This is a genomic window from Moraxella sp. CTOTU47618 (genome assembly GCF_032017425.1).
GTDB lineage: Bacteria > Pseudomonadota > Gammaproteobacteria > Pseudomonadales > Moraxellaceae > Faucicola > Faucicola tetraodonis.
Window position 1 is genome coordinate 18,009 of record NZ_DALZPW010000004.1, and the last position, 12,852, is coordinate 30,860.

Here is a 12,852-nt window from a genome sequence, read left to right on the forward strand (position 1 = left end):
CAAAAAATCTTAACCTGACAAAACTCTTAAATGGCAATATTTAAATTTCACCGTACGTTACGAGATAAACAATGACTACCATAACAACAACAAAATCGACACCCTTATCGACAAACTTAATGAAACCTGCCGTATTTGCAACCGCCTTGGTGGTAGCGATGACCCTGACAGGTTGTGACAAGTTTAAAAAATCTGACAATGTCCATAAACCTGCCGCACTTGTAAAACTCGCTAGCAGTCAAAATGTGATTTCCCCACTGTTTAGTCAAGGCAGTAATACAAAAGTTAGCAAACGCTTTGGCAGTTTGCGCAATAAAACCACCATCAGCCAGCAACCTACCGCCTTTCGCGTGGCGTATGACAACAATGGCTATGTGAATGCGTTAGCAGACGGTAGCGTGCAAGCGTTTGATGGGCAAGGCAAAGTGCTTTGGAGTACCAAACTCAAACAAGGCTTAATGTCAGGGGTGGCGCTAGATGAACAATCTCGCGTAGCCGTGGTTAGTGACAGCAAAGGGGTCATCATTGCGTTAGACAGAATGACTGGCAAAGTTATTTGGCAAACGCCTTTAGACACCGTAACCCTATCCCCTGCCCTAATCAGCCAAAACCGTGTCATTACCCTTGGCAATGATGGTAAAATTAGTGCGCTGTCGCTAGAGTCTGGCGCGCCTATTTGGACTTTTAACACCCAAAATCCAAATTTAAGCGTTCGCGGTAGTGCCACGCCGATTTTATTCAATCGCAATACGGTACTGGTGTCGACAGCCGATGGTCGTATCCATGCCTTAAATATCGATAATGGCGTACCTATTTGGTCAAAACGTTTTGGTATTAGCAAAGGCAGTAGTGATATCGAAAAAATTTCTGATGTGGATGCCACCCCCGTACTAGATGGCAATATGCTGTACGTTGTGTCTTATAGCGGTCAGTTAGTCGCTGCCGATATGGCTTCACAGCAGCTAAGTTTTGTCAAAGAGTTGGCGAGCCTAAAATCAGTCGGCACAGATGATAGTCAAGTTTACGCCACTTCGCTTGATGGCGAATTGGTAGCGATGGATAAAATGACAGGCACGGTTAATTGGCAAACCGATAATTTGTCTTATCGTGGTTTGAGTAACGCGGTGAGTATCGGCAACTACGTGGTGGTTGGTGATGCTATGGGTTATTTGCATGTGTATGACCGCACCTCAGGGGCACTGGTTGACAGAAAACAAGCCAAATCCGACGTGGCGGTATTACAGTTTATCAATAACCGTTTGATTGCCCAAAGCGCAAATGGCGCACTTAGTGTTTGGCAAGTAAATCGTTAATTGTTAAACTGTTCACGCATTTGGCAGTTTTGGCGAGTGGATGAGCAGCCCAGACTGATAAAAGTGTGAGTTTAAATGACAACCCAGCATTGCAGCGCGATGTTGGGTTTGTTAAGTTATAGAAATAATGAATTTTTCAAGCGTGTTTAAAATCTTGCTTGTTGAAAATCTTGCTTTTTGAAAATTTTGGAAATTAAATTTATGAAACCAGTTGTTGCCTTGATTGGCCGTCCGAACGTTGGCAAGTCCACCCTATTTAATCAGTTGACCCGCAGTCGTCAAGCCTTGGTTGCTGATTTGGCAGGTCTTACCCGCGACCGTCAATATGGCGACGCAACCTTTGAAGAAAAATCCTTTATCGTCATCGATACCGGTGGTATTGGCGAAGTGGATGAAGGTGACGGCACCATTGATGATTATATGTCGCACCAATCGCATACCGCTATCCATGAAGCAGATATCATTGTGTTTGTGGTTGATAGCCGCGTGGGTATCACGGGCGCTGATGAAGTTATTGCCAAACAACTTCACACCCTGGGCAAGCCCGTGTTTTTAGCCGCCAATAAAATGGATGGCGTCCATGAAGCGGCGATTCATGAATTTTATGCGTTAGGTTTTGGCGAGCCATTTCCCATGGCAGCCAGTCACGGACGTGGGGTCGGCAATTTATTAGAAGCCGTCACTGCCAATATGCCCACCGATGACCAAGAAGAACAAGCACCTGATGGCTTACGTATCGCCATCATTGGCAGACCCAACGTGGGCAAATCGACCCTTGTCAATCGCTTGCTTGGTGAAGAACGCGTGGTGGTTTTTGATATGCCAGGTACCACGCGCGATAGTATCTATATCCCTTACGAGCGTGACAATAGACATTATGTGTTGATTGATACTGCGGGTGTGCGTCGCCGTGGACGTATTGACGAAAAAGTTGAAAAGTTTTCTGTGGTAAAAACCTTGCAAGCCATCAAAGATGCCCACGTGGTCATCGTGGTCATTGACGCGCAAGAAGGCATTACCGATCAGGATTTGAACTTATTAGGCTACGCCTTAGAAGCAGGTCGCGCGATGGTGCTTGCCATCAATAAATGGGACGGGCTTGACCAAGACCAAAAGAACTTTGTCAAAATTGAAATGGATCGACGTTTTAACTTTATCCCTTATGTAAAAGTCCATTTAATCTCGGCGCTTCACGGAACGGGTGTTGGCAATCTTTACCCATCGATTCACCGTGCCTATGATGCGGCAATGTTTGATATTTCCACCAGTCGCTTGACCCAAATTCTACAAGATGCGGTTACTGCACACCAGCCCCCTATGGTAGGCGGGCGACGCATTAAATTGCGCTTTGCGCATTTGGGCGGTCATAATCCACCGATTATTGTGATTCATGGCAATCAGACCAGCCAAGTGCCAAACAGTTATCGTCGCTACCTAGAAAACGAATTTCGCAAGGTATTTAAGCTTGAAGGCACCCCGATTCGGGTTGAATTTAAACAAAACGCCAATCCTTATGCAGGTCGCACCAATACCATGACGGATGCGCAAAAAGAACGTAAACGTCGAGAGGTACAAAAATTCAAAAAACGCGGCAAAAAACGTTAAGGTGATGTTAATTGGCGTTTTAAGGGATGAGTGAATGGTACAGAAGACTTTAGGTTATCAAATTGGGTTAAAGCGTATCGTTGCGATACCCTTTTTATTGGTTTTATTTATTTGCCTTGCGATTTATACCTTAGTCGACTTGACCCAAACGGTACAATATGAAATCAAACAGGCCAGTAAGATTAATTATCTACTTGCCCAGTCTACTGCAAGTAATCCTAACGGTGTGACAACCGCTAGCATTGACACACTATTAAGCGAGATGCCGCAGTACGAAAGCATTGTTTTTTTTCCATTTGATCAGCAGCAGCATCCGACCACCCATCCGATTAAAGTCACAGAGGTTTTTTTTGAGCGCTATTACGGATTGAGTGAACCTGTTAAAATTAATTTATTGACATTCAAGCCCCATCAAGACAACACGAAAGTAGAGCAGCTGATTGGTTATAGCAATATCACCCTTGACCTACAAACCATTCGCCAGCAATGGTTTTGGCAACATTTGCCGTTAGTACTGGTGTTATCATTTATTGCGCTGTTCAATTTGTGGTTTGTGTTGCAAAAGGTGCAAAATTTAACCCATCGCTTACCAAAACTTGAAAATTTAAGCCATCACATTTTGCAAGATGAATTTTTAGCGGCAGAGGCGTATAAGCTGCCAAAAAGTAATGAGGCTTGGGTATTTGAAAAAGCTTTGGTGTATTTGCTCAACAAGCGCAAGGCGCAAATTGCCCAAATCAACACTCTGCGCCAAGAAAAAAATGACCTTGAAGAAACCCAAATTAAGCAGCTTCAGCACAATTCAAAATTTGAAAATATTTTGATTCATGAGTTCAAATCCTCTGTAAGTCGTATCGAATCGGGTCTACAGCTATTACACAATCAATATATCAGCGCTGAGCAAAAAGATGCCGTTGAAATTATTACTTTGGGTAAAGATGATTTAAATGCTAAGCTTGATCAAATCATCCAAATTAACCGTATCGATAAAGGTCAAACAGGCGTCAGTGCCTACCAATTTAGTCCAACGGGGTTAATCACCCAAATTGTCAATGATTATCAGCCTCTGGCTGCCGAGAAAAATATCACGTTAAAGGCAAAGCCCTATCATGCCGACTATGTCCTAGAAGGCGATGTTCAAAAAATCACCCTAATTATCAGTTCATTGCTAGAAAACGCGATTAAATTTACCGATAAAGGCAGCATAACAATCACCTCGCAGTTGCAACATTTACAAACGCAAGTACGATGGACGCTGCAGATTGAAGACACCGGCATAGGCATTGCAAAGGAATATTTAGAGCTAATTTTTGAACCTTTTTTCCAAATTAATCCTGAAGTAAAACATTCCTCATCAACTAATTCTGCAGGATTATTTTTGGTGAAAAAACTGTTAGCACTGATGAAAGGCAGCATCACAGTTACTAGCGAACCTGATGTGGGTAGCAATTTTCAGGTATCGTTATTGCTAAAAGATTGGAAACACAACTATGAACGCAATTTATTGCTAAATAAACATATTGTCGCTTGGTATCACTATGAGGATTTATTCGAAACGGCCAAACGCATGGAAAATGCGGGTGCTAAAGTTGAGACGTTTACCAGTAGCGAACTTCTTGAAGATTATTTGTTATTTCATACGGTCGATGCGTTATTTATCTCCCGAAATATTGATTATCAAGCGATGTTAGACTTCGTCAGCAAATTTCGTGAGCGTGAAAATAAAGCCAGGGTCACCATTATCTGCGTTTATGACACCAAAGCGTTAAATCCGCATACCATTGAATTACTAAAAATAGCTGGGGTGGATTATTTTGTCAAAAAAGAAGTCATAGACGAGCGACTCGATCAATATATCAAAGAGTTGTCCAATATATTGAGTTAAATTTTGAGTTAAAAAAACCCTTCGTTTCATTTGAAGGGTTTTTTTTGTGATTTTTCTTTGTAATTTAGAATAAACCTTTAAAGAATAGTACGATGTGTTGCCACATACGTTTAAAAATTCCAGCTTCTTGAACTTGGGTTTCAGCGACCAGTGGGACAGACGCCACAGGTTTGCCATTGAGCATTGCAACCAGTTTACCCACTTCTTGACCTTGCGCTAACGGCGCTTTAACATCGGCTGGCAAATTGACCACGGTGCTGATTTTTTCTTGATCCAATTTTGGCACTAGTACTTGTAAATTGCCTTTGCTGACGACGTTGACTTTATCGACAGCACCGAAGTTGACTGGCACGCTGCCGTAGCTTTTTTGGGCAGGGGCGGCAATTTTAGTAGCAAAGTTACTAAATCCCCAGTTGAGTAAGTTGCGCGATTGGTCTGCGCGCTCTTGAGCGCTTTTAGTACCCATAATCACTGAAATCAGACGCATATCACCGCGTTTACTCGATGCTACTAGGCAGTAACCTGCTTCGTCGGTATGTCCTGTTTTTAGGCCGTCTACCGTTGGATCAGTGAACAACAGCGCATTGCGGTTGCCCTGGGTGATGCCGTTATAAGTAAATTGTTTTTGGCTATAGATGGGATAATATTTTTTACTGTTCTTGATAATCGCTTGGGCGAGTTTCGCCAAATCTTCGGCAGATGCTTGATGGCCTTCTTGTGGCATACCGGTCGCATTCATAAAATGGGTATGGGTCATGCCAATTTTTTTGGCTTCTTCATTCATCAAATCTGCAAACGTGGTTTCGCTACCGCCAATGTGCTGTGCCATCGCTTTTGATGCATCATTACCCGATTGGATAATGATACCTTTTAACATATCAATCACAGGGGCGGTTGTGTTGACAGGGACATACATACAAGACTCTTCACTTGAGCCTTTACACCAAGCTTCAGGAGTCATAAGGATGGGTTCGTTTTCTTTTAATGCCCCTGATAGCAGCCGCTGCTCAATGATGTAACTGGTCATCATCTTGGTCAATGATGCGGGTGGGAATGGCTGCGCGGCATTTTTTTGAGCCAATACCGTACCCGTATCATAGTCAATTAAGATAAAAGCAGAATTGTCTAGTTCAGGCTGTTGTATGGCGGCATTTGCCTGCACAGTTGTGGCAAAAAAACTGGCGGCGACAAAAGTGCCGACCATCAGACGTTGGGTGTATTGCGGTATTACGATTGCTTTCATCTCACTCACTCTTGGCTCAAATCAAATGCGACCTGTTTGCTTGGACGCTTGGTAAAACAAATTGCCTATATTAGCAAAAAAAATCGTAATTCAACACTGTATTCGGTCTAAAAATCAACGATTTATCACAAATAAAACCCCCTAAATCAGTTAGGGGGTGGATAGCATAGCTTAACTTATAATTATTATTTACTGTTGGCAAGGTCTTTGCACAGTTCAAGATTCTCCGCTTTTGGATAACTGAGTGTCCATTGGCGAGTTTCATTCAAAATTTGCTTGTAATCTTGCTGAGAGGATAAGTACTGCACCGCTAAACGAGGATCGCTGATGGTCGGCATTAATTTTTTCAGCTCGACATTATAAGCGGTGTTAAACCCTGTTTGTTGCGATTTATTCAGCATGGGTGGGCAGATTTCTGACAACACTTGTAAAACCGCCACTTCTTCTTTGGTGGTCGATAATTCTGACATATCGATTGCGATGGTATCGTTATTTTTATCTTCAGCGATACCACTCACGGTGACGCCCATTAACAGCATGCCTATCATAGCTTGACTGATTTTGCCCAGTTTAATCATACGGTGTCCTAACGTTATCTAAGTAAAATACAGCCCATATCATACTAAATAATCAAAAAAAATATAGCGAATAATCACGCTATATAGTCAGTATTTTGTGAACGAGTAAATTTTTTTGAAACAGTTTAGCAATATACGGCTAGGTAAAAACTTTTATACCATCCATCTCACGGCTTAGTTTAATAGTTCAATCGCTTGAATTTGCAAAACACTCTCTGCTATCTGGCTAAAATGAACATCGACATTTTGATAACGCATGACAAATGGGGTATTAAGCGCTTGCTGTCGATACGCAGGTCTAGGGTCTTGCGCAATGAGTTGCTCGATGGTTTGCCAATCTGTTTGATTTAGCTGACTTTTTACTGCAATATTGGATAAATCAGGCAATAAATCTGGATGCCAATGCACCGACTTGATGATGGGTTTTTGGCTGGCATACCCAGCAATCGCATCATCGATACTATCGCTATAAGGCAAATATGGTTTGATATCAATGACTGGTGTGCCATCTACCATATCACCGCCGATGATATGCAGCCTCAAACCCGCCTCAGTGTTTTCAATATGTGAAAATTTGACCACCGACAATCCAATATTTGCCGGTCGATACATACTTCGACTGGCAAAGACCCCTATCTTTTGGTTGCCGCCAAGTCTAGGTGGACGGACTGTTGGCTGAAAATTTGACTGATTAGTATTGACTCGATTTTGATGAAATTGCCATATAATCCAAAGATGACTAAATTGGGCAATGCCTTCAAAAGCACTGAGCATATTATAGGGCGGCAACATACTGATAGTAGCGTTGATATCGACAAGATTGGGCTGGCGAGGCGTGCCAAACTTTTGCTTAAGTGGGGAGTTCACAATGCCGATAATCGGCAGGGTAATTTGTTGTGGTAACATAATGGGTCGTTAAAATATGATATTTTAAACTATGATTATGCCATTTTTTTACGCCCAAATTCGACTAAATCATCAAAAATTTGCTATCATATCGCCCCAGAATGTCAATATTAACCCGCTTTTTTTATCCTTTATTCACTTTTAATTTTATCTATGACCAATATAAGGTTGGGCGCTATGTCAAAATTTTATGAAGAAACCGTTACCTATGTGCATCATTGGAATGACACATTATTTAGCCTAAAAACTACCCGTAATGCAGGTTTACGTTTTAGGAATGGTGAATTTGCCATGATTGGTCTGGAAGTCAATGGAAAACCTTTGATGCGTGCCTACTCTATTGCCAGCACCAACTATGATGAAGAGCTCGAATTTTATTCTATCAAAGTCCAAGATGGTCCTTTGACGTCTATTTTACAGCATATCAAAGTAGGTGATAAATTATTAGTAAGTAAAAAACCCACTGGCACCCTCGTGCTTGATGACCTAAACCCTGGCAAGCATTTGTATATGTTAGCAACAGGTACAGGCTTGGCACCATTTTTGTCACTTGCCCGTGACCCAGAAGTGTATGAGCGTTTTGAGAAAGTTATCGTGGTGCATGGCGTACGCTATGTGAGTGAACTGGGCTACCGTGAGATGTTTGAAAAAGCCTTGTTTGAAGATGAGTTACTGGGTGAATACGTTAAAGATAAACTCATCTATTACCCCACAGTCACGCGTGAACCGTTCCGCAATGAAGGGCGTATGACCGATTTAATGAAGTCTGGCAAGTTATTCCAAGACATCGGATTACCACCCATCAATCCAAGCGATGACCGCGCAATGATTTGCGGTAGCCCATCTATGAATAAAGACGTGGCAGCACTACTCGATGAATTTGGTCTTAAACCATCACCTCGTATGGGTGGTACGGGTGATTATGTGGTTGAACGTGCCTTTGTCGAGCAATAAAAGTTGAAAAATAAAAGTTGAACAGTAAAATCATAAAAAGAGCCTTACGGCTCTTTTTTTATGACTCAAAATTATTAGTAGCTATACTCTAACACCAAATTACCACCCGCATCTTTATCATCACTGATGCTGTCTTTTTTGCCCCAAATACCCAGTTTGACCGAGGTTTTGTCATTGTATTTATGTTTCCAATCCGCTTCGACAATATCCAAGTCTTGCTTGGTTGGGAAGGCTGAATTAATCACTTGATTAGACTGATTCACTTTGGCGTTGGCGTATTTTAACCCGAGCTGGTTATTAGCGTTAATATTACCTGATAGCCCCACGCTAATGATTTCACCATCCCCACCAATCGGATGACCTAGCGGCAAGCCCTTTTGATAATAACCATCTGTATATATTGAGTGACCATAAATAATATTAGTTTTGTCTAAATCATAATAAGTATTCGCCCATTCTGCATGCCAGAGCCAAGGCTGTTGAAACAGCGGAATCGTACCTTTTAAACCTGCCAAATACGCCTTTTTACTAGGCAAACCACCTGCTTCATCTTCCCCAATGAATTCACCATAGACACTCACCGGCAAATTCACCAACGATTTTAAATTCAGCTGTGCATCAATTCCTGCGATTTGGTTTGAAGGATCTTCATCTTCGCCGCCATTATCATATTTGCCGATTAAAGCCTTTCCTAAAGACTTTAGGCTTTCAGACTTATTATCGCCACCCCACATCAAGGAACGCGATGCGCCGATTTGAAACGCTTCATGCGGCTCAAAACTCGCCCGCATGCCAATCAATTTAGCGTGAGGCTCTGATTTATAGTCTTGTAATTGACCGGCAGTGATTTGGTAATTAAAATTACCCAGTTTTGATAATACAGGAAAATTAATAGGAGTATTATTGGCGCGCTGCATTAAAAAGCCGGTGACAGGTCTAGCCGCATCACTGCGAATTAAACTGCCATCAACGCCGTTGCCCCACCATACCGGAATACTACCAAAGGCAAGGCGATGATTGCCTAATTTTGTGCCAATGTAGCTGCCATCAAGATTAGATGACTTGCTAGGCTCATCATCATCGACATTTAAGGTGCCTTGAATTTTATAATCAATGTTATCACCTGCATGACTATGTGACACACTAACACCCAAAGGCGTTACCGTATTGCCTTCTGTATTGAATCCGCTAAACACAGCGCGCTCGTCACCATTCACGTTGCTCACTATTTGTAGCTTGGATACATCGTTGGCTGCAAGCTTTTGTTTAACTTGATTCAATAACAGTTTATCATTGTCTGATTTGGGCTGCGCTTGACTCAAGGCTGTCTCTATGGTTTCTGAACTAATAGGCCATGTTGATATATCAACATTTAGAACGCCGTTGAGTTTTAAAATCTCAAGTGTTTGACGTAGCTCACTATCAATTTGAACTAATTGACCTGCATGACTTAATTGCGAAAGTCCAAGTAGTACACCCAATGAGAGATATTTAACCGTTTTATTTGTCATACGAGGCTCCCAGTTTATGTATTGGCATTGAATAGAGTGGTTAGTACATCAACCGTGGTAGTAGCAATCGTTTGCATTTCAGTTATTGTCAATGTCGGGTGGATTAAAAACATCAAGCTGGTTTCCCCTAATTCTTTAGCAACTGTCAATCGCTCGTTGGGACGCGATGGATGATTGTCAAATGCTTTTTCTAAATAAATTTCTGAACAAGAGCCAGAGAAACAAGGAATTTTTTTCTCGTTAAGCGCATTTAAAATATCATCTCGATTGATATTCTCTGGCAAGTTTTCAGGTCTTACATACACATAGTATTTATAGTACGCATGGACAGAATCGCTACCCATAACTTGGTGAAATTCTATATCTGGTATGCGTAAAAACTGTTGTTCACCTGCAAACTGTGTTAGAGCTTCACGCAAAATTTTGGCGTTTTGTGTACGAATGTTGGTCCATTCAGCCATTTTTTTAAGCTGAATACGACCAATCACCGCTTGCATTTCCATCATGCGCCAATTGGTGCCAAAGCTGTCATGTAACCAACGAAAACCCGGTGGATGTTGTTTATGATAAATGCTATCGTAGTTTTTACCGTGGTCTTTATACTCCCACATTTTTTGCCATAAGGCTTTGTCATTGGTCGTGACCATACCACCTTCGCCGCCTGTGGTCATGATTTTATCTTGACAAAAACTCCAAGCACCAACGTGACCAATACTGCCCACTGGTTTACCTTTGTACTTGGCGCCATGCGCTTGGGCACAGTCTTCGATGACCCATAGGTTATGCTGCTTGGCAAGTGCCATAATCTCATCCATATCGCAAGGCCAGCCAGCGAGATGAACGCAAATGATGGCTTTGGTCTTGTCGGTAATATGTGGGGCAATGGTACGCGCTGAGATATTGCCTGTATCAGCTTCGACATCTGCAAATACCGGCATCGCACCAGCATTGACGACCGTTGAAACACTGGCGATAAAACTACGGGGCGTGACAATCACTTCGTCACCCTCGCCAATACCCATGGCTTGTAACGCAACATCGAGTGCCAATGTACCATTTGCCAGTGCCACTGCGTAGTCTGTCCCTACCCATGCGGCAAATTCTTTTTCAAACTCTCGACATTCTGTGCCCGTCCAGTAATTAACTTTATTGGACAATAGCACCTGTGACACGGCATCGGCTTCTTCTTGGGTAAAGCTAGGCCAGGGTGAAAAATGGGTGTTTAACATTTATTTACCTCTTATTAATTTAATCTTTTTTGAAAAGATATTTTCGATTTCTTGCCAACTTGAAACACGAATATCAGGTAAAAACTTATTAGGCAAGGAAAAATCTTGTTTATGTATATTATTACCTTGGTCATTTAAACATATAGTTAACCAACCCATCATATTTGGAGTAACAAAATCTTTCTTAGTATTGTCAGCTATATAGCAATAACTTTCACAATTCAATAGTTGTTTAACTTTATCAAAGTTTGCTAGACTAGGTTTCTCGCTACCTATCTCTTCTGAGATAATAATTGCATCGATATATAAATCGAGTCCAAGCGATTTAATTTTGTTACGTTGGGTTATTGACCGACCATCTGTGATAATTGCAAATTTAAAATCATCTCTAAAATTTTTTAAAAAACATTCCACATGTGGATAAAGTTTAAGATGGGGAAAATGAGTTCGATACCAGTTTAAAAGTTGCGATTTATCAACATTATATGTTTGTTCAACATAATCGAAAACATTTTCATTTTTAAAATACTTTTCAATCATTAACGAATATAATGTTTTATCAATTGGTGCAATTTTTTCCGAGATAAATTGATAGGCTGATTTAAGATAGTCAATTTCTGGATACAGGGTATCATCCAAATCAAATACTATTGCATTATTTTTTGAAGTCATGCACTAATACCTCAGCATCATACCGTAGCATTAATAAATCTTGCTCCCATGATTTATATACTTCAATCTGCTTATCAAGTAAATATTCTTCTAATACCCACTTACTATAATTTGCTCCAGATAAATAGGTAAGCGGATAACCACCACCAAATCTTGGATTTATTTCTATACCTTTAATGATTCGCTGCTCTTTATGCAAAAATACTTGAATAGTCAAGCAACCCCTTGCACCCTTTAATTGAGCAATATTATTAAAAAAATGCTCTACGATGAAATTGTTACGAGTAGCAGCTTTATTAACTTCTCCTGCTCTTACAACAAGGCGTTGCCGTGGTACTACACATTTTAAAATTGAATTTTTATCATAGTAACAATCAACCGTAAATTCATCAAATTCATCGTTTGAGATAAGCTCCATATACATAAGCTTTTCATTTTGGCGATGTTCTTGTGTAATATCATCCTGGCTATCTGCGATAAAGATTCCTTTACTTAAACTTCCATCACAGGGTTTTACAAATACAGGAAACTCCAAATTATTAAGCGTATATTGCTTCGGCACTGCAATATTATGGTCTTGAAACAATTGATTGGTTAATCGTTTATTTCTACATTTCTGAATCAGTTCATGGTCACTAACGAGAGCAGTAATATTATGCGATTTAAATTTTTCTGCATTTTCGCTTAGCATTAAAAGTTCGGTGTCTATAGTCGGAATAATAAGTTTAATATTGTTTTCTTCACAAATCTTTATTATTTCATCAATATAGTTTTCGGCTGTGACTCGTGGTACTTTAAAATAACCATCGGAAATATGACAAGCAGGGGCAAGGACAGGGTTTAAGTCCGCGGTAAATACTTTTGATTCAGGAAAAATTTTTTTTAATTCAAATTGAAAAGATTTAATTAATGAGACTCGCTGTCCTGCTGAAGTTATAATAATATTCATTTAATAT

General features: G+C 40.8%; 11 protein-coding genes. 4 read left to right on the top strand and 7 right to left on the bottom strand.

Going from position 1 to position 12,852, the window contains the following annotated elements; translation table 11 throughout:
• The first annotated feature begins 71 nt into the window (after positions 1-71).
• The 3 genes from bamB (at position 72) to RTS09_RS04725 (ending at position 4,803) form a co-directional block, all read left to right on the top strand.
• Positions 72-1,313 carry an outer membrane protein assembly factor BamB gene (bamB, locus tag RTS09_RS04715; RefSeq protein WP_312116779.1) on the top strand — a complete coding sequence of 414 codons (1,242 nt, stop codon included), beginning with the start codon at positions 72-74 and terminating at the stop codon, positions 1,311-1,313.
• Positions 1,314-1,514: 201 nt separating this feature from the next.
• On the top strand, positions 1,515-2,918 hold the full coding sequence (der, locus tag RTS09_RS04720; protein WP_096488988.1) for a ribosome biogenesis GTPase Der: 1,404 nt from the start codon (positions 1,515-1,517) through the stop codon (positions 2,916-2,918).
• A gap of 34 nt (positions 2,919-2,952) precedes the next feature.
• On the top strand, positions 2,953-4,803 hold the full coding sequence (locus RTS09_RS04725) for a sensor histidine kinase (protein WP_312534770.1): 1,851 nt from the start codon (positions 2,953-2,955) through the stop codon (positions 4,801-4,803).
• Positions 4,804-4,867: 64 nt separating this feature from the next.
• Here the strand turns inward: RTS09_RS04725 and RTS09_RS04730 are convergent, their stop codons facing one another.
• From RTS09_RS04730 to tsaA, 3 genes are all read right to left on the bottom strand, one after another.
• Positions 4,868-6,007, bottom strand: coding sequence for a D-alanyl-D-alanine carboxypeptidase family protein (locus RTS09_RS04730; protein WP_040403236.1), 1,140 nt, complete (start codon positions 6,005-6,007; stop codon positions 4,868-4,870).
• Positions 6,008-6,231: 224 nt separating this feature from the next.
• Positions 6,232-6,624, bottom strand: coding sequence for an MCR_0457 family protein (locus tag RTS09_RS04735; protein WP_062330693.1), 393 nt, complete (start codon positions 6,622-6,624; stop codon positions 6,232-6,234).
• 174 nt (positions 6,625-6,798) lie between these two features.
• Complete coding sequence (gene tsaA, locus RTS09_RS04740; RefSeq protein WP_312534773.1) at positions 6,799-7,530, bottom strand: tRNA (N6-threonylcarbamoyladenosine(37)-N6)-methyltransferase TrmO; 732 nt, start codon at positions 7,528-7,530, stop codon at positions 6,799-6,801.
• 177 nt (positions 7,531-7,707) lie between these two features.
• Here tsaA and RTS09_RS04745 point away from each other — a divergent pair, with 177 nt between their 5' ends.
• The gene (locus RTS09_RS04745; protein ID WP_312534775.1) at positions 7,708-8,484 is read left to right on the top strand and encodes a ferredoxin--NADP reductase; all 777 of its coding nucleotides are present in this window, start codon (positions 7,708-7,710) and stop codon (positions 8,482-8,484) included.
• Positions 8,485-8,558: 74 nt separating this feature from the next.
• Here RTS09_RS04745 and RTS09_RS04750 read toward each other — a convergent pair whose 3' ends face one another.
• From RTS09_RS04750 to RTS09_RS04765, 4 genes are read right to left on the bottom strand one after another with little or no spacing between them, the layout of a single operon-like run.
• Positions 8,559-9,995 carry a capsule assembly Wzi family protein gene (locus RTS09_RS04750; protein WP_312534778.1) on the bottom strand — a complete coding sequence of 479 codons (1,437 nt, stop codon included), beginning with the start codon at positions 9,993-9,995 and terminating at the stop codon, positions 8,559-8,561.
• A gap of 14 nt (positions 9,996-10,009) precedes the next feature.
• On the bottom strand, positions 10,010-11,224 hold the full coding sequence (locus tag RTS09_RS04755) for a DegT/DnrJ/EryC1/StrS family aminotransferase (protein ID WP_312534781.1): 1,215 nt from the start codon (positions 11,222-11,224) through the stop codon (positions 10,010-10,012).
• Positions 11,225-11,896: an HAD family hydrolase gene (locus RTS09_RS04760; RefSeq protein WP_312534784.1), complete on the bottom strand. Its 672-nt coding sequence runs from the start codon at positions 11,894-11,896 to the stop codon at positions 11,225-11,227.
• A complete protein-coding gene (locus RTS09_RS04765) occupies positions 11,880-12,845 on the bottom strand; it encodes an ATP-grasp domain-containing protein (RefSeq protein WP_312534787.1) in 966 nt (321 codons plus the stop codon). Before RTS09_RS04765 ends, RTS09_RS04760 begins: the two co-directional genes overlap by 17 nt.
• Positions 12,846-12,852 lie beyond the last annotated feature (7 nt).

Excerpts from the sequence above, each read along its gene's own strand:
- bamB (WP_312116779.1), top strand. The coding sequence starts at position 72 with ATGACTACCATAACAACAACAAAATCGACACCCTTATCGACAAACTTA.
- der (WP_096488988.1), top strand. The coding sequence starts at position 1,515 with ATGAAACCAGTTGTTGCCTTGATTGGCCGTCCGAACGTTGGCAAGTCC.
- RTS09_RS04725 (WP_312534770.1), top strand. The coding sequence starts at position 2,953 with ATGGTACAGAAGACTTTAGGTTATCAAATTGGGTTAAAGCGTATCGTT.
- RTS09_RS04730 (WP_040403236.1), bottom strand. The coding sequence starts at position 6,007 with ATGGTCGGCACTTTTGTCGCCGCCAGTTTTTTTGCCACAACTGTGCAG.
- RTS09_RS04735 (WP_062330693.1), bottom strand. The coding sequence starts at position 6,624 with ATGATTAAACTGGGCAAAATCAGTCAAGCTATGATAGGCATGCTGTTA.
- tsaA (WP_312534773.1), bottom strand. The coding sequence starts at position 7,530 with ATGTTACCACAACAAATTACCCTGCCGATTATCGGCATTGTGAACTCC.
- RTS09_RS04745 (WP_312534775.1), top strand. The coding sequence starts at position 7,708 with ATGTCAAAATTTTATGAAGAAACCGTTACCTATGTGCATCATTGGAAT.
- RTS09_RS04750 (WP_312534778.1), bottom strand. The coding sequence starts at position 9,995 with ATGACAAATAAAACGGTTAAATATCTCTCATTGGGTGTACTACTTGGA.
- RTS09_RS04755 (WP_312534781.1), bottom strand. The coding sequence starts at position 11,224 with ATGTTAAACACCCATTTTTCACCCTGGCCTAGCTTTACCCAAGAAGAA.
- RTS09_RS04760 (WP_312534784.1), bottom strand. The coding sequence starts at position 11,896 with ATGACTTCAAAAAATAATGCAATAGTATTTGATTTGGATGATACCCTG.
- RTS09_RS04765 (WP_312534787.1), bottom strand. The coding sequence starts at position 12,845 with ATGAATATTATTATAACTTCAGCAGGACAGCGAGTCTCATTAATTAAA.